At 64.3% G+C, this 23,333-nt stretch carries 19 protein-coding genes; 8 read left to right on the forward strand and 11 right to left on the reverse strand.

The window, feature by feature from the left end:
- Window positions 1-201 precede the first annotated feature (201 nt).
- Window positions 202-666 (reverse strand): CopD family protein, encoded by a 465-nt coding sequence (locus tag ACVWZ5_RS23995; protein WP_096048550.1) that lies wholly within the window; start codon window positions 664-666, stop codon window positions 202-204.
- A gap of 98 nt (window positions 667-764) precedes the next feature.
- Between ACVWZ5_RS23995 and dinG the strand changes: the two genes are divergently transcribed.
- The 5 genes from dinG (at window position 765) to pdxH (ending at window position 8,272) form a co-directional block, all read left to right on the forward strand.
- Window positions 765-2,909, forward strand: coding sequence for an ATP-dependent DNA helicase DinG (dinG, locus tag ACVWZ5_RS24000; RefSeq protein WP_062573076.1), 2,145 nt, complete (start codon window positions 765-767; stop codon window positions 2,907-2,909).
- Window positions 2,910-2,990: 81 nt separating this feature from the next.
- Window positions 2,991-5,213: a beta-galactosidase gene (locus ACVWZ5_RS24005; protein WP_084943273.1), complete on the forward strand. Its 2,223-nt coding sequence runs from the start codon at window positions 2,991-2,993 to the stop codon at window positions 5,211-5,213.
- A 169-nt stretch (window positions 5,214-5,382) separates the two neighbouring features.
- Window positions 5,383-6,528 (forward strand): serine hydrolase domain-containing protein, encoded by a 1,146-nt coding sequence (locus tag ACVWZ5_RS24010; RefSeq protein ID WP_050704223.1) that lies wholly within the window; start codon window positions 5,383-5,385, stop codon window positions 6,526-6,528.
- A gap of 99 nt (window positions 6,529-6,627) precedes the next feature.
- Window positions 6,628-7,605 (forward strand): OmpA family protein, encoded by a 978-nt coding sequence (locus ACVWZ5_RS24015; protein WP_062573078.1) that lies wholly within the window; start codon window positions 6,628-6,630, stop codon window positions 7,603-7,605.
- A gap of 19 nt (window positions 7,606-7,624) precedes the next feature.
- Window positions 7,625-8,272: a pyridoxamine 5'-phosphate oxidase gene (pdxH, locus tag ACVWZ5_RS24020; RefSeq protein ID WP_084943277.1), complete on the forward strand. Its 648-nt coding sequence runs from the start codon at window positions 7,625-7,627 to the stop codon at window positions 8,270-8,272.
- A gap of 36 nt (window positions 8,273-8,308) precedes the next feature.
- Here the strand turns inward: pdxH and ACVWZ5_RS24025 are convergent, their stop codons facing one another.
- A complete protein-coding gene (locus ACVWZ5_RS24025) occupies window positions 8,309-8,539 on the reverse strand; it encodes a hypothetical protein (RefSeq protein ID WP_457340910.1) in 231 nt (76 codons plus the stop codon).
- Between the two features lie 148 nt (window positions 8,540-8,687).
- Between ACVWZ5_RS24025 and ACVWZ5_RS24030 the strand changes: the two genes are divergently transcribed.
- Window positions 8,688-9,152 carry an outer membrane lipoprotein gene (locus ACVWZ5_RS24030; RefSeq protein WP_023632818.1) on the forward strand — a complete coding sequence of 155 codons (465 nt, stop codon included), beginning with the start codon at window positions 8,688-8,690 and terminating at the stop codon, window positions 9,150-9,152.
- A 71-nt stretch (window positions 9,153-9,223) separates the two neighbouring features.
- Here ACVWZ5_RS24030 and ACVWZ5_RS24035 read toward each other — a convergent pair whose 3' ends face one another.
- The 7 genes from ACVWZ5_RS24035 to ACVWZ5_RS24065 all read right to left on the reverse strand — a co-directional run bounded on the left by ACVWZ5_RS24035 (window position 9,224) and on the right by ACVWZ5_RS24065 (window position 16,722).
- Window positions 9,224-10,831: an NAD(P)/FAD-dependent oxidoreductase gene (locus tag ACVWZ5_RS24035; protein ID WP_062573080.1), complete on the reverse strand. Its 1,608-nt coding sequence runs from the start codon at window positions 10,829-10,831 to the stop codon at window positions 9,224-9,226.
- 103 nt (window positions 10,832-10,934) lie between these two features.
- Window positions 10,935-11,612 carry a COG3650 family protein gene (locus tag ACVWZ5_RS24040; RefSeq protein ID WP_028692123.1) on the reverse strand — a complete coding sequence of 226 codons (678 nt, stop codon included), beginning with the start codon at window positions 11,610-11,612 and terminating at the stop codon, window positions 10,935-10,937.
- Between the two features lie 115 nt (window positions 11,613-11,727).
- Window positions 11,728-12,429 (reverse strand): ABC transporter ATP-binding protein, encoded by a 702-nt coding sequence (locus ACVWZ5_RS24045; RefSeq protein ID WP_028692122.1) that lies wholly within the window; start codon window positions 12,427-12,429, stop codon window positions 11,728-11,730.
- Complete coding sequence (gene livG, locus ACVWZ5_RS24050; protein ID WP_062573081.1) at window positions 12,430-13,197, reverse strand: high-affinity branched-chain amino acid ABC transporter ATP-binding protein LivG; 768 nt, start codon at window positions 13,195-13,197, stop codon at window positions 12,430-12,432. It abuts the gene before it with no gap.
- Complete coding sequence (locus ACVWZ5_RS24055) at window positions 13,194-14,450, reverse strand: high-affinity branched-chain amino acid ABC transporter permease LivM (RefSeq protein WP_028692120.1); 1,257 nt, start codon at window positions 14,448-14,450, stop codon at window positions 13,194-13,196. Before ACVWZ5_RS24055 ends, livG begins: the two co-directional genes overlap by 4 nt.
- On the reverse strand, window positions 14,447-15,370 hold the full coding sequence (gene livH / locus ACVWZ5_RS24060) for a high-affinity branched-chain amino acid ABC transporter permease LivH (protein WP_028692119.1): 924 nt from the start codon (window positions 15,368-15,370) through the stop codon (window positions 14,447-14,449). The genes ACVWZ5_RS24055 and livH overlap by 4 nt, the downstream gene beginning before the upstream one ends.
- Window positions 15,371-15,606: 236 nt before the next feature.
- The gene (locus ACVWZ5_RS24065) at window positions 15,607-16,722 is read right to left on the reverse strand and encodes a branched-chain amino acid ABC transporter substrate-binding protein (protein WP_062573082.1); all 1,116 of its coding nucleotides are present in this window, start codon (window positions 16,720-16,722) and stop codon (window positions 15,607-15,609) included.
- Window positions 16,723-17,079: 357 nt separating this feature from the next.
- Here ACVWZ5_RS24065 and ACVWZ5_RS24070 point away from each other — a divergent pair, with 357 nt between their 5' ends.
- Window positions 17,080-17,385 carry a DUF2288 domain-containing protein gene (locus ACVWZ5_RS24070; RefSeq protein ID WP_050704232.1) on the forward strand — a complete coding sequence of 102 codons (306 nt, stop codon included), beginning with the start codon at window positions 17,080-17,082 and terminating at the stop codon, window positions 17,383-17,385.
- A 211-nt stretch (window positions 17,386-17,596) separates the two neighbouring features.
- Here ACVWZ5_RS24070 and ACVWZ5_RS24075 read toward each other — a convergent pair whose 3' ends face one another.
- A complete protein-coding gene (locus ACVWZ5_RS24075; RefSeq protein ID WP_028692116.1) occupies window positions 17,597-19,780 on the reverse strand; it encodes a hypothetical protein in 2,184 nt (727 codons plus the stop codon).
- Window positions 19,781-19,973: 193 nt separating this feature from the next.
- On the opposite strand from ACVWZ5_RS24075, the gene ACVWZ5_RS24080 reads away from it, so the two are divergent.
- The gene (locus ACVWZ5_RS24080; protein ID WP_062573083.1) at window positions 19,974-20,861 is read left to right on the forward strand and encodes an NAD(P)-dependent oxidoreductase; all 888 of its coding nucleotides are present in this window, start codon (window positions 19,974-19,976) and stop codon (window positions 20,859-20,861) included.
- Here ACVWZ5_RS24080 and ACVWZ5_RS24085 read toward each other — a convergent pair.
- A complete protein-coding gene (locus ACVWZ5_RS24085) occupies window positions 20,761-23,025 on the reverse strand; it encodes a putative bifunctional diguanylate cyclase/phosphodiesterase (protein WP_084943282.1) in 2,265 nt (754 codons plus the stop codon). The genes ACVWZ5_RS24080 and ACVWZ5_RS24085 overlap by 101 nt on opposite strands.
- Window positions 23,026-23,333: the final 308 nt, after the last annotated feature.

Below are 23,333 nucleotides of genomic sequence, written 5' to 3' on the forward strand. Positions count from 1 at the left end.
CGCAGGGGCCGGATGAACGGAGCGGGGCGGCTTTGGTTACTTTGGCCAAGACCAAAGTAACCCGCCGTAAGGGCGGAAAGGTGACTAAATGTCGACATCACCTACGAATGTGCTTACAAAAACCAAAAACAATCATCTGTGAAGCCGAAGCCGAAGCCGAAGCCGAAGCCGAAGCCGAAGCCGAAGCCGAAGCCAACCCCCTCAAACCCAAACTCGCGAACTGGCCACCCCCACCACCAACACCCCAATCAACAAATTAACCCCCACCAACCGCCGAATCCGCCCCAGTACCCCAGCCCCCGAAGCCCAATCCCCAGCCTCCACCGCCGTCCGCAGTTCAGGCAGCAACAAAGACTGAATCCGCATGAACAACGCAAACATGACAATCCCCCCGCCAATCATCACCTGCACGTAACGAGGCGCGGTCTCGAACCCGGCAAACCGCAGGTGAATCATCCCGACCCCGCTGACAGCCAACACCGCTACCGCCAGCCAGACCCATCTGAAGAACCGCTGGAAAACCTCCACCCACAACCGCAGCCGCGCAGGCCCCTCCAGCGCGACAACCGTTGCCGGCCGCAGCACCAGCCAGGCGAAGAACATCCCCCCGACCCAGACAAGGGCGGCCAGGACATGCAAGGTGTAGGGCAGGGCAAAGGCAAGCATCCGGATCTCCATGCGGCACAAAGGGCAATAGCGGAGTATGATAGCCGGCCCATGCGAAACACTGAAAATATATCCAGCCCTCCGGGCGCCTGCAGACCATGATCAGCAACGAACTCAAAGCCACCATCCAGGGCGCCTACTCGCGTTTCCTCGAAGCCAAAAGCCTCAAGCCACGCTACGGCCAGCGCCTGATGATCGCCGAAGTGGCCAAGGTGCTCGGCGACATCGCCTGCGACGACGACGGCCGCCGTGCCGGCGAGCCCGCCGTGGTGGCCGTCGAGGCCGGCACCGGTACCGGCAAGACCGTTGCCTACAGCCTGGCCGCGATCCCCGCGGCCAAGGCCGCCGGCAAGCGCCTGGTGATCGCCACTGCGACCGTGGCCCTGCAGGAGCAGATCGTCTTCAAGGACCTGCCCGACCTGATGCGCAACAGCGGGCTGAACTTCAGCTTCGCCCTGGCCAAGGGCCGCGGCCGCTACCTGTGCCTGTCCAAGCTCGACGTCCTGCTGCAGGAAGGCCATGCCCAGTCGGCCACTGCCCAGCTGTTCGAGGAAGAGGGCTTTCGCATCGAGGTCGACGAGCGCAGCCAGAAGCTGTTCAACAGCATGATCGAGAAGCTCGCCGGCAACCGCTGGGACGGCGACCGCGACAGCTGGTCCGAAACCATCGAGGACCAGGACTGGGCCCGCCTGACCACCGACCATGGCCAGTGCACCGGCCGGCATTGCCCGAACTTCCAGCAGTGCGTGTTCTACAAGGCCCGTGAAGGCATGGGCAAGGTCGATGTGATCGTCACCAACCACGACATGGTCCTGGCCGACCTGGCCCTGGGCGGTGGCGCCGTGCTGCCCGACCCGCGCGACACCCTGTACGTGTTCGACGAAGGCCACCACCTGCCCGACAAGGCCATCGGCCACTTCGCCCACTATTCGCGCCTGCGCTCCACCGCCGACTGGCTGGAGCAGACCGCCAAGAACCTGACCAAGCTGCTGGCCCAGCATCCGCTGCCGGGCGACCTTGGCAAGTACATCGAGCAGGTCCCGGAGCTGGCGCGGGAAGTCCGCACCCAGCAGCAGTTCATGTTCACCCTCTGCGAGCAGGTGGCGGATTTCCGCGCCGGCGAGGACATGGAAGGCCGTGACCGCCCGCGCTACCGTTTCGAAGGCGGGGTGGTGCCTGAGCAGATCCGCGAGGTCGGCATCGAGCTCAAGAAAGGCTTCGCCCGCCTCAACGACCTGTTTACCCGCCTGGCCGACCTGCTCAAGGAAGGCATGGACGGCGAGAACAACATTGGTATCGCCAGCCACCAGGCCGAGGAGTGGTACCCGCTGTTCGGCAGCCTGGTGACCCGCGCCCAGGGCAACTGGGAACTGTGGACCGCGTTCACCGCCGAAGATCCGGAAGACAACCCGCCCATGGCCCGCTGGCTGACCCTGGCCGAAAGCGGCGCGCTGTTTGACATCGAAGTCAATGCCAGCCCCATCCTGGCCGCCGAGATGCTGCGCAAGAGCCTGTGGAACGTCGCTTATGGCGCCCTGGTGACCTCGGCAACGCTCACCGCCCTGGGCAAGTTCGACCGCTTCCGCATGCGTTCGGGCCTGCCCCGCGATGCCGTGCAATGCGTGGTGCCCAGCCCGTTCGTGCATGGCGACGCCGGCCTGCTGCGGGTGCCCGACCTCGGCGCCGACCCGCGGGACGCCACGGCGCACACCGCGGCGATCATTCGCGAGTTGCCGGGTATCGTCGAGGACGCGCGTGGCGCACTGGTGCTGTTCTCCTCGCGCAAGCAGATGCAGGACGTGTTCGATGGCCTGGACCGCGACTGGCGCAAGCTGGTGCTGATCCAGGGCAACCTGTCCAAACAGGAGACCCTCAACAAGCACAAGGCGCGGGTCGACGATGGCCAGCACAGCGTGCTGTTCGGCCTGGCCAGCTTTGCCGAGGGTGTCGACCTGCCGGGTGCCTACTGCGAGCACGTCGTGATCGCCAAGATTCCCTTCGCCGTGCCGGATGACCCGGTCGAAGCAGCGCTGGCCGAATGGATCGAAGCCCGGGGCGGCAACCCGTTCATGGAAATCGCCGTGCCCGACGCGTCGCTGCGCCTGATCCAGGCCTGTGGTCGGTTGCTGCGTACCGAGCAGGACCGTGGCGTCATCACCTTGCTCGATCGACGCCTGGTCACCCAACGCTACGGCAAGGCTATTCTCAACGCACTGCCACCCTTCCGACGGGAAATCGGCTGAGCGCCGGAGCAAGACGCTAGACCCGTTGTCCATTACTCGATTGCGAGCCCATGACGGGCTCCGAAGGAGAGTCACCGCCCTATGATCCGCCGCACCCTGCCTGTCGTGTTCTCCCTGTTGTTCAGTGCGCCCTTGCTGGCCGGGCAACAGACGCTGTTCAGCTTCGTGCGCCCGGCCTCGGTGGTGAATGTCGTCACCCAGGACGCCAACCTGCCGCAGTACAACGCGGAACAGACAGCCGAAGGCGAAGTGTTGCGGCGGGTGGTGTTCAACCCGGTGGCGCAGCCGACCCTGCGCCTCGCGCCGCAAGGCGGAGCGTGGGACTGGAGCGCCGGCCAGGCACTGACCCTGCGCCTGCAGAGTGGCATGGACTGGGCGCTGACTGTCGATGTAACGGTGCAGAGCAGCGACGGGCGTACCCTCACCAGCCGCATCGACCTGCCGGCCGGGCCCGCGCAGACCGTGATGATTCCGCTCAAGGCCAGTTCACCACTGAGCCAGGGTATGCGCGCCGGGCCACCGATGCCCTGGACTTTCGAGGGACAACGCCTGCTACTCACCAGCAGTGAAGGCGCGGTGGACTTGGCGCAGGTCACTTCGATCAGCCTGAGCATTCCCGGCCCCAAGGTAGCCCAGAGCCTGTTGATCGAGAAAATCGGCCTGCAGGATGACGACCAGGCGTTCAAGGCTGCCTACAGCGAATTGATCGATGCCTATGGGCAGTCGACTCGGGGCCGCTGGCCGGAGAAGATCGTCGGCGATGAGCAGCTCAAGGCCGCCGACAACCGTGAACAAGCACAACTCAAGGCCTGGCTGGCTGAGCGCGACAAGCTCAAGCTGGACACCTATGGCGGCCTGCTCGCGGGGGCGGCCTTCGAAGCCAAGGGCTTCTTCCGCACCGAGAAGCGCGACGGGCGCTGGTACCTGGTGACGCCCGACGGGCATCCGTTCTATTCGCTCGGCGTCAATGCCGTTGCCGCCGATGGCGGGCGCACCTATGTCGCCGGTCGCGAAGGCATGTTCAAGGGCTTGCCGGGCGAGGGCGACGCCATGAACGCGTTCTACGGCGAAGGAAACAATGACGACGGCAATGCCTCGTCCCAGGGCCGGGGCTTCAAGCAAGGGCGCTGGTTCGATTTCTATGCGGCCAACCTGCAGCGCACCTACGGCAAGCCTTGTCCGCAGGATGGCACGGCCTGCCCGGCCCTGGACGCCCGGCGCTGGCAGGCCCACACCCTTGATCGCCTGCAGGCCTGGGGCTTCAACACCCTCGGCAACTGGAGCGACCCGGCCCTCGGCCAGGCCAGGCGCCTGCCGTACACCTTGCCGCTGTCGATCGTCGGTGACTACGCCAGCATCAGCACCGGCATGGACTGGTGGGGTCGCATGCCCGACCCGTTCGACCCGCGCTTCGCCATGGCCACCGAGCGCGCCGTGGCCATCGCCGCCCGGGATCACCGCGACGACCCCTGGCTGATCGGTTATTTCGCCGACAACGAGCTGGCCTGGGCCGCCCCCGGCGACGATCCCAAGGCGCGCTACGGCCTGGCCTACGGCACCTTGCGCCTGACCACCGATGTGCCGGCCAAGCGCGCGTTCCTCAAGCAGCTGCGCGACAAGTACCGCAACCAGCAAGGCTTGTCCAAGGCCTGGGGAATCGAGCTGAGCGCTTGGGAGCTGATGGAAGACCCTGGCTTCGAGGCGCCCTTGCCCAATCCGGAACACCCGGAAATCGAGCGCGACTACCAGTATTTCCAGCAGGTGTTCGCCGAAACCTATTTCAAGACCATTTCCGATGCCCTGAAATGGCATGCGCCCAACCATCTGCTGCTGGGCGGGCGCTATGCGGTCAGCACGCCCGAGGCGGTGCAGGCCTGCGCCAGGTTCTGCGATGTGCTGAGCTTCAACTTCTATACCTTGAAGCCTGAAGACGGCTATGACTTCGCCCGTTTGGCCGAGCTGGACAAGCCGGTGCTGGTCTCGGAGTTCCAGTTCGGCTCCCGCGATCGCGGTCCGTTCTGGCCCGGCCCGCTTGAAGTGGCCCGGGAGGAGGATCGGGGCCCGGCCTATGCCAACTTCCTCAAGGCCGCCATGGCCCAGCCGATGATCGTTGGCGCGCACTGGTTCCAGTATCTGGACCAGCCGGCCAGCGGCCGGTTGCTGGATGGCGAAAACGGCCATCTGGGCCTGGTGGCCATTACCGACGTGAGCTACCCGGGCTTCGTCGAAACCGTGCGCCGGAGCAACCTGCAGAGCCTCACGCAGCTACGCACCGAACTGGACAAGCCCGCCCCCAAAAAATGAGCGCTGTCCCTGGCAGCGCTTTCGTGGGAGTGGGCTTGCCCCGCGATAGCGTTCCATCAGGGAACAAGGGCGCCCCTGGCAACCACCCAGCCATATCCAGTTTGCAAATCGCCCAACTACTGAAACAATGCACCCCTTTGCAAGCCAGGTCGTACAGAGAGGTAGTCGGGTGCAGATCCAGGGTCACTATGAGCTGAAGTTCGAGGCGGTGCGCGATGCCTTCGCCGCGTTGTTCGAGGATCCCCAGGAACGTGGTGCCGCATTGTGCATCCAGGTTGGCGGCGAGACCGTCGTCGACCTGTGGGCCGGCAGCGCCGACAAGGACGGCCGCGAGGCCTGGCACAGCGATACCATCGCCAACCTGTTCTCCTGCACCAAGACCTTCACCGCCGTCACCGCCCTGCAACTGGTGGGCGAGGGCAAGCTGGCCCTCGATGCGCCGGTGGCGCGCTACTGGCCGGAGTTCGCCCAGGCCGGCAAGGAGCAGGTCACCCTGCGCCAGTTGCTCAGCCACCGCGCCGGCCTGCCGGCCATCCGCGAGCTGCTGCCGGCCGAGGCGCTGTACGACTGGCAAGCCATGGTCGATGCCCTGGCCGCCGAAGCGCCCTGGTGGACACCCGGAAGCGAACACGGTTACGCGGCGATCACCTATGGCTGGCTGATCGGTGAGCTGATCCGCCGCGCCGACGGTCGCGGCCCCGGCGACTCGATCGTGGCCCGAACCGCCCGGCCATTGGGGCTGGATTTCCATGTTGGCCTGGCGGACGACGAATTCCACCGCGTGGCGCATATCGCCCGCGGCAAGGGTAACCCCGGCGATGCCGCGGCCCAGCGCCTGCTGCAGGTCACCATGCGCGAGCCCGAGGCCCTGTCGACCCGGGCCTTCACCAACCCGCCGGCGATCCTCACCAGCACCAACAAGCCCGAATGGCGGCGCATGCAGCAGCCAGCGGCCAATGGCCACGGCAACGCCCGCAGCCTGGCTGGCTTCTATGCCGGCCTGCTCGACGGCAGCCTGCTGGAGTCCGAGCTGCTCGACGAACTGACCCGCGAGCACAGCCTCGGCCAGGACCGCACCCTGTTGACCCAGACCCGCTTCGGCCTGGGCTGCATGCTCGACCAGCCAGAAGTGGCCAACGCCACTTTCGGCCTTGGCGCGCGGGCGTTCGGCCATCCCGGCGCGGGCGGCTCGGTCGGCTTTGCCGACCCCGAACACGACGTGGCCTTTGGCTTCGTCACCAATACCCTGGGCCCCTATGTGCTGATGGACCCGCGCGCTCAACGCCTGGTGCGTGTCCTTGGCAGTTGCCTTTGATCGGGTAACACGGGTATTGCCCGGAGCCTTTGACTATCCTCAATGCCAACGCCTGACGGGTATGGGCAAAATTTCTTTCTATTTCATGGTGTATCGCTGATGTCTTCACATAAAACCTTAGCACTCGCCCTATGCCTGGCCATGACCGGCTGCGCCAGCCACTCCCAGGACGCTTCCAAGGACAGTGGCTTGAACTGGTGGCCCTTTGGTTCGGACAAGGTCGCCGACAAGGAAGTGAAGGAGGCTGTCGTCGAAAACGTCGCCAAGGCCGATGCCAAGTCCGAGAGCGCCAGCCGCTGGTGGTGGCCGTTCGGTAGCGACGAGAAAAAGGACAAGGTCGCGGCGGTGCCGAAGATCGACCAGAAGGCCACCCAGGCCTGGCTCGACCAGTACGAGCCAAAGGTCCGCGAAGCGATCAAGGGCAGCAAGTTCGAACTCGAGCGCCGTGAAGATGTGCTGGCGGTAACCATTCCGGTGGACAGCTCCTACAACCCGGACCGTCCGAACATGCTGCTGCCGGTCACCCTCGGCCCGATCACCCAGGTGGCCAAGGCCATTGAGACCGACACCAAGACCGCGGTGCTGATCCTCGGCCACGCCGACAGCAGCGGTGCCACCGCCGCCAACCAGAAGCTCAGCCTCGAGCGCGCTGCTTCGGTGTCGGCGATCTTCCGTCTCAGCGGCCTGCAGCGTGACCGCCTGATGCTCAAGGGCATGGGCTCGGTGATGCCGCGCGCCGCCAACGACAGCGCCGAGGGCCGTGCCCTGAACCGCCGCGTCGAGCTGCTGCTGACCCCGCAGAACACCATGGTCGCGCTGCTGGCCAAGTACCAGCAGGCCGCCCCGGCGCCAGCCCCGACGGCGATGGTCGCCACCCAGGATGCCAAGGCCCCGGCGGCCAAGCCTGCCGCCAAGGCCGCTGCCAAGCCAGCTGCGAAAAAGCCGGCCGCCAAGGCCAAGGCGCCGGCCAAGGCCAGCACCGCCGCGAAGAAGAAAGCCGCTCCGGCCAAACCTGCGGCGAAGAAGGCCGCCACCGACAAGAAAGTCGCCGCCAACAGCCCTGCGAAGACCAACTGATCGTCAAGGAAACGCAGTCATGACCCAATCCCTGGCCGATATGCGCCGCGACTACACCCGTGATGGCCTGGCCGAAGCCCAGGCCCCGGGGGAGCCGTTCGCGCTGTTCCACCACTGGTTCGCTGACGCGGTGAAGACCGAGCAACTGCCGGTGGAAGCCAACGCCATGACCCTGGCGACCGTCGACGCCGACGGCCGCCCGCATTGCCGGGTGCTGTTGCTCAAGGCCCTCGATGCCCGAGGGTTCACGTTCTTCACCAATTACGAAAGCGCCAAGGGCCAGCACATCGCGGTGAACCCGTTCGCGGCCATGACCTTCTTCTGGCCGGCGCTGGAGCGCCAGGTGCGAATCGAAGGGCGGGTGGAAAAGGTCACGGCCAAGGAGTCGGACGATTACTACCAGGTACGCCCACTGGGCAGCCGCCTGGGCGCCTGGGCGTCGCCGCAGAGCCGGGTGATCGCCGACCGTGAGGAACTGGAAGGGCTGGTCAAGGCCACCGAGGCGCGCTTTTCCGATACGCAACCGCATTGCCCGGAACACTGGGGCGGCTACCGCCTGGTGCCGGAGCGTGTCGAGTTCTGGCAGGGGCGAGCCAGCCGCTTGCACGACCGGCTGAACTACCGGCTGGTCGATGGCCAGTGGCTGCGCGAGCGCCTGGCGCCCTGAGGTGCTGGGGCTGCTGCAAAGCAGCCCCAGCAAGCATTACCGATACCCCGCCGCCTCCCGTTCCAGCCACGCCGCCAACTCCTTGCGCCGCACTTTCTCCAGCCGCGCCCGCTCGAGCATCTTGAGCATGAAATCCCGCTTCGCCGGATCCTCCCCGGCCAGCGACAGCGCCAGGTCCCGGTCCATCCAGCGACGCATGCGCACATACAGCCACCCGTGAAAATACAGGCCGGCGATAGTCACCACGACGACGATGAAGTAATCCATGGCTATCCTTGGTCTCACGTAAAAGGCCCGCCACATGGCCGGCATAGCCTGTACCTGGGCTGAATGAAAACAATTTTATAACGTTTGCGTCGTGACACCTGTCAAGGCGCGGAGTCTAATGGACACCTGTCTTCTGGAGATTGACCCCATGCGTAAATCCGCTTTGCTGCTGGCCAGCTTCACCACCGTGTCGCTGCTGCTGGGCGGCTGCCAGTCGTCGCTGACCGGCGACAGCTACTCCCGTGATGAGGCCCGCCGCGTGCAGACCGTGCGCATGGGCACCATCGAATCCCTGCGTCCGGTGAAGATCGAAGGCACCAAGACCCCGATTGGCGGGGGCGCCGGCGCCATCGTCGGTGGTGTCGCCGGCAGCGCCGTCGGCGGTGGCCGTGGCAGCATCGTTGCTGCGGTCATCGGTGCCGTGGCCGGTGGCCTGGCAGGTTCGGCCGCCGAAGAAGGCCTGACCCGCACCCAGGGCGTCGAGATTACCGTACGTGAAGACGACGGCAGCATGCGCGCCTACGTGCAGCAAGTGCAGCAGAACGAGATCTTCCGTGTGGGCGAGCGTGTGCGCATCATGACCGTCGATGGCACCAGTCGCGTCACGCACTGATCACCGCACAAAAGAAACCCCGAACCGGCCTGGCCTGTTCGGGGTTTTCTTTTGCTTGCCCTGCAGTGGGATTACAGGCCGAGCATGTCCCGCGCCACCGCCTCGGCGATGCGGATGCCATCCACGCCCGCTGACAGGATGCCACCAGCGTAGCCCGCACCTTCACCCGCCGGGAACAGGCCCCTGAGGTTGAGGCTCTGGAAGCTGGCATCACGGGTGATGCGCAGCGGCGAGGAGGTGCGGGTCTCGATGCCGGTCAGCACCGCGTCATGCAGGTTGTAGCCCTTGATCTGGCGGTCGAAAGCCGGCAGCGCCTCACGAATCGCCTCGATGGCGAAGTCCGGCAGGCTCGGGGCCAGGTCGCCCAGGGTCACGCCCGGCTTGTAGGACGGCTCGACGCTGCCCAGCGCGGTGGACGGACGGCCGGCGACGAAGTCACCCACCAACTGCGCCGGTGCCTGGTAGTTGCTGCCGCCCATCACGTAGGCATGGGCCTCCAGGCGTTCCTGCAGCTCGATGCCAGCCAGTGGGCCGCCCGGGTAGTCGCGCTCGGGGTCGATACCGACGACGATGCCGGAGTTGGCGTTGCGCTCATTGCGTGAGTACTGGCTCATGCCGTTGGTGACCACGCGCCCCGGTTCGCTGGTGGCGGCGACCACGGTGCCGCCCGGGCACATGCAGAAGCTGTAGACCGAACGGCCATTCTTGGCGTGGTGCACCAGCTTGTAGTCGGCGGCGCCGAGCTTCGGGTGGCCGGCGTACTTGCCCAGGCGCGCCTTGTCGATCAGCGACTGCGGGTGCTCGATACGGAAACCGACCGAGAACGGCTTGGCTTCCATGAACACGCCTTTGGCGTGGAGCATGCGGAAGGTGTCGCGGGCGCTGTGACCCAAGGCAAGGACCACATGGCGCGAGTGCAGCTGTTCGCCGCTGTCCAGTACTACGCCTGTGAGCTGTTCGCCGTCGATCAGCAGGTCGGTAACCTTCTGCTCGAAGCGTACCTCACCGCCCAGGGTGATGATTTCTTCGCGCATCTTCTCGACCATGCTGGTCAGGCGAAAGGTACCGATGTGCGGCTTGTTGATGTAAAGGATCTCTTCCGGAGCACCGGCCTTGACGAACTCTTCCAGCACCTTGCGGCCGTGGTGGTTCGGGTCCTTGATCTGGCTGTACAGCTTGCCGTCGGAGAAGGTGCCGGCGCCGCCTTCGCCGAACTGCACGTTGGACTCGGGGTTGAGCACGCTCTTGCGCCACAGGCCCCAGGTGTCCTTGGTGCGCTGGCGCACTTCCTTGCCGCGTTCCAGCACGATCGGCTTGAAGCCCATCTGCGCCAGGACCAGCCCGGCGAAGATGCCGCAGGGGCCGAAGCCGACCACGATCGGGCGCGCAGGCAGGTCGGCCGGGGCCTGGCCGACGAACTTGTAGCTGACGTCCGGGGCCACGCTGATCTTGCCGTCGTCTTCAAAGCGGCGCAGCAGTTCGTCTTCGTTGCTGGTTTCAAGGTCGATGGTGTAGATGAACAGCAGCTCGCTGTTCTTCTTGCGCGCATCGTAGCTGCGCTTGAACAGGGTGAAACCGAGCAGTTGCTCATCGCTGATGCCCAGGCGCTGGACGATGGCGGCGCGCAGCTCGTCGTCGGAGTGGTCCAGGGGCAGCTTCAGTTCGGTGATTCGTAGCATGGCAGGGTCCAGTATCCCGGCCATGGGCGGCCGGCGGCTTTACACAAACCGCCAAGTATAAGCTGTTAGCCGCCCCGACTGGCAGGATAAAAGTGCCCGGCGATCAGAGGTCGCGGGCGCCACCGTAGTAGGCGCAGCCCTGCAGGGTCTTGCCGTCGATGCGCAGCTCGGCCTTGAGGTGGCGGATGGCACCGGTGGCGCCGTCGACGCAGCGCTGCGGCGCGACCCATAGCTCGACGCGCTGGCCGTTGGCTTCGCTGGACAGGCTCAGGCCGCCGCCGGGCATTTCTTCCTCCAGGTAAGGCAGCGGCAGCGGGTCCTGGCCGATGCGGTTGAGCACCATGCCCTTGCCACTGGCCTTGATGTCCCAGTCCGGTTCATGGCCGCCGGCACGCAGGGTCAGCTGCTTGAAGTTCGGGTCTTCGCAGCCACTGTATTCGGAGGTTTCCAGTCGGTACAGGCGGGTCACGTCGAGCTGGCCGTCGCTGCCGGCCTGTTTGCTGCCGGTCATGCGCGCGCGGACGTCGGCGAACAGTTTGTCACCGGCGTCGTCGGCCAGGTTGGCGGCTTCCTGCAGGATGCCGGTGGCGGCGACGTCGTTGACGATGAAGCGACGGCTTTCGCTGCAGGGCTTGAACAGCAGATGACCGCCGGCCGCGCTCAGCTCGCCTTGCATGCGGGTAGTGCCCAGGTTTGGGTCGACCGGTTTTTCGGCCAGCATCTGGCAGCCGGCGAACAGCGGCAGCAGGGCGGTAAGCAGCAGGGAAGGGGTGAGGCGCATGGGGCGGGCTCCGGGAGACGTTGCAAAAGAGCTGGCCACGTTACGCAGGGTGCGCAGGGATCACAAGGGCCTCATCGCGGGGCAAGAAAAAAGGGCCCGAAGGCCCTTTGATCATTCAACCCCCGAGGTACGCGTCGCGCACCTTCGGGTCGGTCAGCAACGCTTCACCGGTACCCTGCATCACCACCTTGCCGTTCTCCAGCACATACGCCCGGTCGGCGATCTTCAGCGCCTGGTTGGCGTTCTGCTCCACCAGGAACACCGTCACGCCATCGCGGCGCAGCTGTTCGATGATGTCGAAGATCTGCTGGATGATGATCGGCGCCAGGCCCAGCGACGGTTCGTCGAGCAGCAGCAGCTTGGGCTTGCTCATCAGCGCCCGGCCGATGGCCAGCATCTGCTGCTCGCCGCCGGACATGGTGCCGCCGCGCTGGATGTAGCGTTCCTTCAGACGCGGGAACAGTTGCAGGACCTTGTCCAACTGCTCCTGGTAGTCGCCCTTGTCGGTGAAGAAACCGCCCATGGCCAGGTTTTCCTCGACGGTCAGGCGCGAGAACACGCGGCGGCCTTCCGGCACCACCGCGATGCTCTTGCGCATGATGTGCGAGGACGGCTGGCCGACCAGCTCCTCGCCCAGGTACTTGATGCTGCCGCTGCTCGCCTGGGGCGAGCCGCAGAGGGTCATCAGCAGGGTCGACTTGCCGGCACCGTTGGCACCGATCAGGGTGACGATCTCTCCCTGGTTGATCTCCACGTTGACGCTGTGCAGCGCCTGGATCTTGCCGTAGAAGGTGGAAACGTTCTCGAACTTCAGCATTTACGCTTCCCCCAGGTAGGCCTTGATCACATCAGGGTTGCCGCGAATCTCTTCCGGCGTGCCATCGGCCAGGGGCGTGCCCTGGTTGATCACCACGATGTGGTCGGAAATGCTCATCACCAGTTTCATGTCGTGCTCGATCAGCAGCACGGTCACGTTGTGGGATTCGCGCAGGTAGGCGATGAGGGCCTTGAGGTCCTCGGTCTCCTTGGGGTTCAGGCCCGCGGCCGGTTCGTCGAGCATGATGATCCGCGGTTGGGTCATCATGCAGCGGGCGATTTCCAGGCGCCGCTGCTGGCCGTAGGCGAGGGTGCCGGCGGTACGGTTGGCGAACTCGGTCAGGTTGACCTTCTCCAGCCAGTACTGCGCGCGCTCCATGGCCTGCTTCTCGCTGCGACGGAAGCCCGGGGTCTTGAACAGGCCGGCGAAGAAGTTGGTGTTCAGATGGCGGTGCTGGGCGATCAGCAGGTTTTCCAGCGCGGTCATTTCCTTGAACAGGCGCACGTTCTGGAAGGTCCGCACCACGCCCTTGCGGGCGATCTGATGGCCGGCCAGGCCCTGGATCGGCTGGCCGTCGAGCAGGATGGTGCCGCCGCTGGGCTTGTAGAAGCCGGTGAGGCAGTTGAACACGGTGGTCTTGCCGGCGCCGTTCGGGCCGATCAACGCCACCACTTGTTTTTCCTTGACGGTCAGGCCCACGCCGTTGACCGCCAACAAGCCGCCGAAGCGCATGCTCAGGCCGCTGACTTGCAGAATTTCGCGGCTCATCGAGGCAGCTCCATGTGCGGACGTTGCATGGGCAGCAGGCCCTGCGGACGCCAGATCATCATCAACACCATCAGCGCACCGAACATCAGCATCCGGTATTCGCTGAACTCACGCATCATCTCCGGCAGCAGGATCATCACGATGGCCGCGAGAATCACGCCCAGCTGCGAACCCATGCCACCCAGCACGACGATGGCGAGGATGATCGCCGACTCGATGAAGGTGAACGACTCCGGTGTCACCAGCCCCTGGCGGGCGGCGAAGAAGCTGCCGGCGAAACCGGCGAAGCAGGCACCCAGGGTGAACGCCGAGAGCTTGATCACGGTGGGGTTCAGGCCCAGCGCGCGGCAGGCGATCTCGTCTTCACGCAGCGCTTCCCAGGCCCGCCCGATCGGCATGCGCAGCAGGCGGTTGATGACGAACAGCGCCAGCAACGCCAGCAGCAGGGCCACCAGGTAGAGGAAGATCACCTTGTTGATCGAGTTGTATTCCAGCCCGAAGAACTCGTGGAAGGTCTGCATGCCCTCGGCGGCGCGGCGTTCGAAGGTCAGGCCGAAGAACTCCGGCTTGGGGATGTTGCTGATGCCGTTGGGGCCGCCGGTCCAGTCGGTGAGGTTACGCAGGAACAGGCGGATGATCTCGCCGAAGCCCAAGGTCACGATCGCCAGGTAGTCGCCGCGCAGGCGCAGCACCGGGAAACCGAGCAGGAAGCCGAAGGTGGCGGCCATCAGGCCGGCGATCGGCAGGCACACCCAGAAGCTCCAGCCCAGGTAGTGCGAGAGCATCGCGTAGCTGTAGGCGCCGACGGCGTAGAAGCCGACGTAACCCAGGTCGAGCAGGCCCGCAAGCCCCACCACGATGTTCAGGCCCAGGCCCAGCAACACGTAGATCAGGATCAAGGTGGCGATGTCGACCGCGCCGCGCGAGCCGAAGAACGGCCAGATCAGCGCCGCCACGATCAGCCCCATGATGACCCAGCGCTGGGTCTTCGGCAGGGTGAGGAAGTTGGTCACCGAAGGCGGTACCAGCTTGCGCTCCGAGCGGCGGCCCATCACCGCGCTCCACTGCTTGTCGAACAATACGCGCAGGAACATCAGCACCGAGCACGCGGCGATGATGCTGATGGTGAACGAACCCTGGCTGTGCACGATCAGGCTGATGCCGTCGATGCTGAGTTTCAGGCCCAGCACCGGGAAGGCCACGGCCCAGACCAGCAAGGCGCTGAAGAACGCCTGTTTGAGATTTCTGTTCATACTTTTTCAACCTCCGGGCGGCCCAGGATGCCGGTCGGCCGGAACAGCAGGACAAGAACCAAAAGACCGAATGCCACCACGTCCTTGTACTGGTCGCCGAAGATGTCGGCGCCGAACGCTTCGGCCACGCCCAGCACCAGCCCACCGAGCATGGCGCCCGGGATGCTGCCGATGCCGCCCAGTACCGCCGCGGTGAAGGCCTTCAGGCCCACCAGGAAACCGGCGTTGGGGTTGATCACCCCGTACTGCATGCTCAGCAGCACGGCTGCCACCGCCGCCAGCGCGGCGCCGATGACGAAGGTCAGGGCGATGATGTTGTTGGTGTTGATGCCCAGCAGGTTGGCCATCTTGATGTCCTCGGCGCAGGCGCGGCAGGCGCGACCCAGGCGGGAACGGGAGATGAACAGGGTCAGGCAGGTCATGGCGACGAGGGTCACCACGAACACCAAGATCTGCATGTACGAGACCAGCACCTCCTCCGCGCCGCCCGGGCCGAACGAGAAGCTGCCGGGGATCAGGTTGGGGATGGACTTGTCCTTGGAGTCCTGCGACAGCAGGACGGTGTTCTGCAGGAAGATCGACATGCCGATGGCGGAGATCAGCGGGATCAGCCGGTTGCTGTTGCGCAGCGGTCGGTAGGCGACCCGTTCGATGCTGTAGCCGTAGGCGCTGGTGACGAAGATCGTGGCGACGAAGGCCACGGTCATCAGGATCGGCAACGAGTGGATGCCCATCATGGCCAGCCCGGCGAGGGCGATGAAGGCCACGTAGGAACCGATCATGTAAACCTCGCCGTGGGCGAAGTTGATCATGCCGATGATGCCGTACACCATCGTGTAACCGATGGCGATCAGCGCGTAGGTACTGCCGATGGTCAATCCGTTAACCAGTTGTTGTAGGAAATGGTAGATCTCAGGCATTACAGCGCTCCTAAAAACCTGATTTGCATTTCTCTGGCGGGGGATGACCCCGGCCCATGTTCTCGTGGTCTACGCCACGTGATCTTGTGCGGGCACAACCAGGAAACCGCGGGTGACGGTTTTAAGATTTTCAGGTGAACCGGCTCCCGGATCACGGGAATCAGGTCCATAGAACCTCGTAAAACAAAGCCCACTGCTCGCACAGTGGGCTTCTCGGTCAGCTATTAGTCACGCAGTTACTGAGGGGAGACTTCGGTCTTCGGCTTGCCGAAGTGCCATTCGTAGACCACGAACTTGAAGTCCTTCAGGTCGCCTTTCTCGTCGTAGGACAGGTCGCCGGTCGGGGTCTTGAAGGTACCGGCGTGGATGGCGGCAGCCACCTTGTCGGTGTCTTCGGACTTGGCGGCCTTGATGCCTTCGGCGATCAGCTGGACAGCCGAATAGGCCGGGAACACGAACGGACCGCTCGGGTCCTTGCCGTCGGCCTTGATGGCGTCGACGATGGCCTTGTTCGCAGGGTCGGCGTCGAACGATTTCGGCAGGGTGACCAGCAGGCCTTCGGAGGCATTCTGGGCGATCTGCGAGATGGAGTCGTTACCCACGCCTTCCGGACCCATGAACTTGGCCTTCAGGCCCTTCTCTTGCGCCTGGCGCAGGATCAGGCCCAGCTCCGGGTGGTAGCCGCCGTAGTAGACGAAGTCGACGTTGTTCTGCTTGAGCTTCTGGATGATCGAGGAGAAGTCCTTGTCACCGGCGTTCAGGCCTTCGAAGACGGCGACCTTGGTGCCTTTCTTCTCGAGGGTGGTCTTGACCGCGGTGGCGATGCCTTCGCCGTACTGCTGCTTGTCGTGCAGGACCGCAACGACCTTCGGCTTGACGTGGTCGGCGATGTAGTTGCCGGCGGCCGGGCCCTGGGCGCTGTCCAGGCCGATGGTGCGGAAGACCATCTTGTAGCCACGGCTGGTGATGTCCGGGGAGGTGGCGGCGGGGGTGATCATGATCACGCCTTCGTCTTCGTAGATGTCGGACGCAGGCTGGGTGGAGCTGGAGCAGAGGTGGCCGATCACGTACTTGACGCCATCGTTGACCACTTTGTTGGCGACGGCCACGGCCTGTTTAGGGTCGCACGCGTCGTCGTATTCCTTGGCTTCGAGCATCTTGCCATCGACGCCGCCCTTGGCGTTGATGTCCTTGATGGCCTGTTTGGCGCCGACGAACTGCATGTCGCCGTACTGGGTCACCGGCCCGGTCTTGGGACCGGCGATGCCGATCTTGATGGTGTCGGCGGCAAACGAATGGCTGGCGACTCCGGCCAGAACCATCGCGGCAAACAGCTTGGAAATCTTGATCATAGTGCTCCACTCATTCTGTTGTAATTCTTATAGTCCTGAGGCCAGGGCTACAGACCGGGCGGGATCTACGGCCTGGCTACGCCATGCCGTGAGCCCACCTTCCCCCGGAACATGTCCCGGAACTGTACCGGTACAGTGTAGAGCGCCGTCCGAGCGCTTGAAAAGCGGGCGAAAAGCGTCTGTTTCGAGGGGTGTCGCCTGGTCGACATAAAGATACAGAAAAGCGCCATCACTTTGCCGGTATCCGCGGCCCGCCCCCACAAGTTCGGGCCTGATCGACCAAATTACGTATTTGAAACCAGGTTTTTCTGCAAAAATGCCGCCTTTTTGTTGGACGATCTTTGCGCAGGTAGACCCATGACTGATCAAGTAAGCACCCTCTATGCCAAATTGCTCGGCGAGACCGCCGTCATCGAGTGGAAAGCCCTGGAGCGTTTCTGGGCCAAGGGTGACCTGATTTGGGTCGACCCCAGCCTCGACCTGATCACCGTTGCCGAGGCGATGGCCGAGAATCGCAGCGAGATCTTCGCCAAGTGGCGTAGTGATGGCACTGTCGGACCGGTTTCCGCCGAGCAGGCGCTCGACCTGCAAACCCGCGATCCAGAGATCTGGGCGGTGGTGGTTTCGCCGTTCATCGTGATCCAGGCGAAGAAAGCGGAATAAGCACGCGCTTTTTTAGTGCTTAAAAATGCGCAGGCGCCTCACGATGGTGCGCGTTGACGCTCACGTAAGGTGGAAGTTGGTAACAGTGGCGGGGTGATTTGGCGGGGCGGTAACAGTTTACGGCATGCGTAATACGCCGCCGAAATGATCGCGGGGCAAGCCCGCTCCCACGAAGCCTCCTCGTGGGAGCGGGCTTGCCCCGCGATGGTTTTCAGTAGTCCACGCGCCCGGTATGGCTGTTCAGCGAAATCACCCGGGTCTTGCCGATGCGATGGCGGAAGATCTCGCGCAGGTACTTCACTGCCTTCTTCACACACTCGCGCGACAGGCGGATATCGTTGATCGAGACGAAGCGGCTCTTGTCGTTGATCAGCTCGCGGTATTTCTTCTCGTACATCGGCTTGATCGCGTACCAGTTGGTGTCGAGGATCTTCGCCGGGTTCTCGAACTCGTTGAGCAGGTCGTCGATGCTGTCTTCATCGAAGTGCTCGCTGGTGATGAACTCCAGGATTGCGTTGTCCATGGTGTCGTCGAAGCGGTACGGGTTGCGCGCGAAGCAGCGCTTGATGAACGCCACGATCAGGGTCAGGAAGTCGTCCGACAGGCAAGGGCTCTTGGCGATCAGGGTGGTCAGCGACAGGTTGGCCGAGGCGCCGATCACCAGCGCGTAGCGCTTGAGCGTGGTGTTGGGGAACAGGCTGTTGAGGTGGGTCTTGAGCCGGTTCAGGTCCATGTACGACAGCTTGTAGTCCTTGGGCAGGGAGACGATCGACACTACCGACGAGCAGTTCTTGAAGAAGTGCAGGTCGTGCAGGGCCGCGGCGTCGTAGCCTGAGGCCTGGTACTGCTCCAGCGCGGCGCGGTAGCGGCGCGACTCGATCGGCAGCAGGCTGATGCCCTCGATGGCCTGGGTCTGCTTGTTGAAGTGCGGCAGGTCGATGGAGCGGAAGAACAGGTCGTCGATGTCCAGGCGCGGCTGCTCGCGCTCGAACACCTTGAACTTGTCCGACCCTGCCGGCGGCACTTCCGGCACCACCGATTCGGCGTAGGCGATGGCCACGGGGCCGGCCAGGCTCATGAACAGGTCGTTGGCGTCCAGGCGAATGGTCTCGCCGATGTCGATGCCGGCGCGACGGAAGTAGTTCTGGTCGTAGTCGGTGGTCACCGCCTGGGCGGTGAGGATGTTGAAGATCTGCTGGGAGATGTACTGGTTGGCGTGCTTCTCCATGGCGTTGACGTCGATGTTCTGGATCGTGCCGTCATCGCTCTCCTCGGCGTAGCGCATGATGTCGTTGGAGATCAGCATCATCGCGTTCCACGGGCGGATACGGCCCATGACGCTGGCTTCGCTGCTGTCTTCATTGTCGAAGTTGTATGAGAAGTCCCATTCCTCCGACAGGTATTTGCACAGCAGGCGTCCGGCGTTGATGTGCAGCGCCTCGGACATTTCGCTGCGGTGGTCGGAGGCGTTGGGCAGCACGCAGATGCCGCTGGTGAAGATCGGCTCGAAGACGAACGAGTGCCCGCTCTTGCCGTCGTTCTCGTCGGCCGGCTTGGTGTCGAAGGTCTTGTTCATGTACGAGTACTGCTGGGCCAGGCCGAATTCCGAGGCCATCCCCGAGCCTGTGCCGCCGCCGGCGCTGAAAATGTAGAAGTACAGGCGAGACTGGTTGGCCTTGATGCCGCAGGAGTCGATCAGGTACGAGTGGATCAGTTTCCAGTCGGCGCTGGAGAAGCGCTGGGTGTCCTTGTTGAGGATGATCTTGGCCAGGTACTGGCCAAGGATCGGCGCGTTACCGGCACCCCCGGCATGCACCTCGGACAGGTCCATGATCTTCATCTTGCTGTAGTCGCGCAGGAAGCCGCCGCGTTCGCCCTTGCGGGAGAAACGGATGCGCCCGGCGATGTCCTTGTCCAGGTCGCCCAGCATCACCAGCGGCTCGACCAGGAACACCGGCTTGGCGGCCTTGTTCTGCACCAGGCGCAGGTTCTGGCGGATCCAGCGCGCCGGGCTGTAGCCTGCTTCACCCTTGAAGCGGTCCTCGTTGTTGTACTCATTGAGGAAGAAGGTGCGGGCGTTGTATACCAGTTCCGCCACGTCCAGGGCGATGTTCGAGCCGCAGCGGCCCAGGCCAATCAGGCACACCGACGGGAACTGCTGCTCCAGGCGCAGCTGGTCCTCGTCCTCCACGTGCAGGTTCGGCGGAAACACCAGGTCGCGCAGGCCGTCGAGATTGTCGAGGATGCGCTGGATGTCCTGCTCGGTGAAGTACAGGTACTGCTGCGCCGGCATGCTGCGGGCGGCGGGAAGGTCTCGAGCACTGCCGGCAGTCAGCGAAGTGGGGCTGAGGGTCGGCTCGGGGACCGCATTGGCAGAAGTGTTCGTAGAGGTCATAGTGCGCCATTTGCCTGGAGTGGTTGGCTTCCCGGTGATGCATGTCATCTAGCCATCACGGAGAAATTTCGCGACTTTATCAGTGCGTCTTTTTCTTATGCGATAGGGGGTTTCCTTAGTCGGACTAAGGTTTTTCCGTTCGCACCCGCATTGCATCGTCCGTTTGTCACGCTTCTTTAATCTGGAGTCGCTCATGAGTACTGCATTGCCTTCGTTGGGTTTTGCCGGGATTGGCCTGATGGGCCTGCCAATGTGCCGTCGGTTGCTGGCCGCCGGGTATCCGTTGACCGTGTGGAACCGCAGTCCGGGCAAGTGCGCCGAGCTGGTCGCCGCCGGTGCGCGACTGGCCGCCAGCCCCGCCGAGCTGTGCCAGGCGACGGACATGGTGCTGCTGTGCCTGGCCGACACGGCGGTGGTGCGCGAGGTGGTGTTCGGCGAGCAGGGCATCGTCCATGGCGGGCGCAGTGGTCAGTTGCTGGTGGACTTCTCCAGCCTGGAGCCAACCGCCACCCGTGAGATGGCTGCCGAGCTGGCCGCCCTGTGCGGCATGGCCTGGCTCGATGCGCCGGTGTCCGGCGGCACGCCGGGGGCCGAGGCCGGCACCCTGGCGATCATGGTCGGTGGCGAGGCCGATGATCTCGAGCGGGCGCGGCCGGTGCTGCTGACCCTGGGCCAGCGGGTCACGCACATGGGCGCGGTGGGCGCCGGCCAGGTGACCAAGGCGTGCAACCAGATGATCGTGGCCTGCAATGCACTGGTGATCGCCGAGGTGGTGGCCCTGGCCGAGCAGTCAGGGGTCGATGCGCGGCTGATCGCCGAGGCACTGGCCGGTGGATTCGCCGACTCCAGGCCGCTGCAGATCCTTGCCCCGCAGATGGCCGAGAGCCGCTTCGAGCCGGTCAAGTGGCACGTGCGCACCTTGCTCAAGGACCTCGATACCGCGGTGAAGTTTTCCCGCGAGCAGGGCTCGGCGACGCCGCTCAGTGGCCTCGCCGCGCAGCTGATGCGCCTGCACGGTAGCCAGGGTTATCTGCAAAAAGATCCGGCGACTCTGGTAACGCTGTATCGCAACAAGGACTGAGCTCGCCCGATTGGCGGTCGAGGCGTTCGAGGATCGGCCGTAGCTCGGCCAGCGGCACCGGCCGGCTGAGCAGGTAGCCCTGCAGGTAGTCGCAGCCATGGCTGGCGAGGAACTCATGCTGCTCGACGGTCTCGACGCCTTCGGTGACCACCTTCAGGTGCAGGGTGTGGGCCATGATGATGATTGCCTGGACGATTTCCCGGTCCTTCTGGCTGCCCGGCACGTCCTGGATGAACGAGCGGTCGATCTTGAGCACGTCCAGCGGCAGGCGCTTGAGGTAGGCCAGTGACGAATAGCCGGTGCCGAAGTCGTCGATCGAAAGCGCCACGCCCTGGGCGCGGATGCGCTTGAGCAGGCTGATGGTGTGATGAATGTCGCCCATCAGCGCGTTTTCGGTGACCTCCAGTTCCAGCTGGCGCGGCGCCAGGCCGGCCTGGAACAGCGCCATCTCCACCTCGGTGGCCAGCTCCTCGCGGCCGAGGGTGAGCGCCGAGCAGTTCACCGTGACCTTCAGTTCGCCATAGCCGTGGCGATTGAGCTGGGCCAGGTCCTCGCAGGCCCGGCGCAGCACCCACAGGTCCAGTTCGGCGATCAGGCCGTTGGCCTCGGCGATGCAGATGAAACGCTCGGGGCTGAGCAGGCCGTGCTGCGGGTGCTGCCAGCGCACCAGGGCCTCGAGCTTGGCCACCTGGCCGCTGCGCAGGTCGAAGATCGGCTGGTAGTGCACGCACAGGCCGCGCTCCTCGAACAGCGCCACGCGCAGTTCCTCCTCCAGTTGCAGCTCCAGGGTGGCGCGGGTCTTCAGGCCATTGTTGAAGAAGTTCAGGCTGTTGCGCCCGCAACCCTTGGACTGGTACAGCGCCAGGTCGGCGTTCTTCAGCAGTTCCTCGGTGCTCTGGCCGTCGTCGGGGAAGATGCTGATGCCGATGCTGGTGGTCATTACCATGCGCCGGCCCGCCAGGTCGATCGGCTCCTTCATCCGCTGCATGATGCGCTGGGCCAGGTGGCGGGCCTCGTCGCGGCTGTTGAGGCTGGTGACGATGCAGAACTCATCGCCACCGAAGCGCGCCACCAGGTCCTGGCCGCGGGTGGCGGCCTTGATATGGCCGGCGATCACCTTGAGCAGCTCGTCGCCGGCGGCATGCCCGAGGCTGTCGTTGATGCGCTTGAAATGATCGATGTCGAGGAACATCACCGCCAGCATGCCCTCATGGGCGGCCTGTTCGGCCAGGCGCTCGGCGAACACCTGGTTGAAGCCGCGGCGGTTGACCAGGTTGGTCAGGGCATCGTAGTGGGCTGCCTGCTGCAGCGAAGCCCGGGCCTGGTCGAGCTGGCTGAGCAACACATTGACCCGGCGCAGGTCGTGCTCCTTGCTCTGCAGCTTCTTGTCGGCCAGCGCCGCGCTGATGCTGCCAGCGCTGATCAGCAGGGTGATGACAGCGATGGTCAGCGCCAGCTGCAGACTGTTGTCGGCCGAGGGCAGGCGCAGGGCGGTTTCGCCGGGAATCACCAGGGTCATGGCCGCCATGCCGGTGAAATGAGTCAGCACGATGCCGCCGGCCATCAGCAGGCTGGCGCCGTACTTGAGCAACAGGTGCAGGGTGCCGCTGCCCTTGCGAAAGTAGCGGGCCATCAGCAGCGCCACCAGGCTGGCGAGCACGGCGATGGCGACGGAGGCGAGCAGCAGGCCGGTCTGGTAGTACTGCTGGGCGCTGGTCTGCAGGGCGGCCATGCCGGTGTAGTGCATGACGCTGATGCCCAGGCCGATGAACAGCGCGGTCTGCAGATAGTGGCGCAGGCGCATTTCGCTGCGGTTGAGACTGTTCATCGCCAGCCAGGCGGCGAGCAGGGCCACCAGCAGCGACAAGCCGGTCAGCGGCGCGTCGAAGTGGATCTCCAGCGGTGCCTGGAACGCCAGCATGCTGATGAAGTGCATGGCCCAGATCCCGCCGGCCAGGCAGCAGGCGCCAAGCACTCGCCATTGCCGACGGGCGAAGCGGTCCTCGCATTGGCTCTGGCGTTCGCTCATGTCCAGGGTGGCGAAACAGGCGGCGCTGGCCACGATGAAGGCGAGCAGCACCAGGAAGGGGTTGTGTCGGCAGTCGAGGATGATCTGTCCGGTCGCCGGCAGCTCGGCGAACAATTGCAGTCCCAGCCACTCCATTGCAGGCCTCTTCGTCGAGTCTTCACTCGTCCCCAAAAAGCACGGATGGAGACTGTTCCTGCAGGAGTATAGAAACGTGTGCTTAAGCCTTCCTGATTAATGGCACTTTGATTTCTACCATTTGGATATGAGGGCAATAGCTGGATGGTCTAAATGAATACTGCTGAACCGCACGACCCCTGTAGGAGCGGCCTTGTGTCGCGAAAGGGCTGCGAAGCAGCCCCCAGAATTTCAGCGTTCATGCAAAGATCGCCGGGGCCGCTTTGCGGCCCTTTCGCGACACAAGGCCGCTCCTACAGGTTGTGTGT

Source organism: Pseudomonas sp. TE6283 (genome assembly GCF_054060555.1).

Bases quoted from the DNA above. Each gene is read 5' to 3' on its own strand.
- ACVWZ5_RS24025 (WP_457340910.1), bottom strand. From the start codon at position 8,539: ATGGATTACTTCATCGTCGTCGTGGTGACTATCGCCGGCCTGTATTTT.
- ACVWZ5_RS24085 (WP_084943282.1), bottom strand. From the start codon at position 23,025: ATGGAGTGGCTGGGACTGCAATTGTTCGCCGAGCTGCCGGCGACCGGA.
- ACVWZ5_RS24065 (WP_062573082.1), bottom strand. From the start codon at position 16,722: ATGATCAAGATTTCCAAGCTGTTTGCCGCGATGGTTCTGGCCGGAGTC.
- ACVWZ5_RS24015 (WP_062573078.1), top strand. From the start codon at position 6,628: ATGTCTTCACATAAAACCTTAGCACTCGCCCTATGCCTGGCCATGACC.
- livG (WP_062573081.1), bottom strand. From the start codon at position 13,197: ATGAGCCGCGAAATTCTGCAAGTCAGCGGCCTGAGCATGCGCTTCGGC.
- ACVWZ5_RS24070 (WP_050704232.1), top strand. From the start codon at position 17,080: ATGACTGATCAAGTAAGCACCCTCTATGCCAAATTGCTCGGCGAGACC.
- dinG (WP_062573076.1), top strand. From the start codon at position 765: ATGATCAGCAACGAACTCAAAGCCACCATCCAGGGCGCCTACTCGCGT.
- ACVWZ5_RS24055 (WP_028692120.1), bottom strand. From the start codon at position 14,450: ATGAACAGAAATCTCAAACAGGCGTTCTTCAGCGCCTTGCTGGTCTGG.
- pdxH (WP_084943277.1), top strand. From the start codon at position 7,625: ATGACCCAATCCCTGGCCGATATGCGCCGCGACTACACCCGTGATGGC.
- ACVWZ5_RS24080 (WP_062573083.1), top strand. From the start codon at position 19,974: ATGAGTACTGCATTGCCTTCGTTGGGTTTTGCCGGGATTGGCCTGATG.
- ACVWZ5_RS24075 (WP_028692116.1), bottom strand. From the start codon at position 19,780: ATGACCTCTACGAACACTTCTGCCAATGCGGTCCCCGAGCCGACCCTC.
- ACVWZ5_RS24030 (WP_023632818.1), top strand. From the start codon at position 8,688: ATGCGTAAATCCGCTTTGCTGCTGGCCAGCTTCACCACCGTGTCGCTG.
- ACVWZ5_RS24045 (WP_028692122.1), bottom strand. From the start codon at position 12,429: ATGCTGAAGTTCGAGAACGTTTCCACCTTCTACGGCAAGATCCAGGCG.
- ACVWZ5_RS24040 (WP_028692123.1), bottom strand. From the start codon at position 11,612: ATGCGCCTCACCCCTTCCCTGCTGCTTACCGCCCTGCTGCCGCTGTTC.
- ACVWZ5_RS24005 (WP_084943273.1), top strand. From the start codon at position 2,991: ATGATCCGCCGCACCCTGCCTGTCGTGTTCTCCCTGTTGTTCAGTGCG.
- ACVWZ5_RS24035 (WP_062573080.1), bottom strand. From the start codon at position 10,831: ATGCTACGAATCACCGAACTGAAGCTGCCCCTGGACCACTCCGACGAC.
- livH (WP_028692119.1), bottom strand. From the start codon at position 15,370: ATGCCTGAGATCTACCATTTCCTACAACAACTGGTTAACGGATTGACC.
- ACVWZ5_RS23995 (WP_096048550.1), bottom strand. From the start codon at position 666: ATGCTTGCCTTTGCCCTGCCCTACACCTTGCATGTCCTGGCCGCCCTT.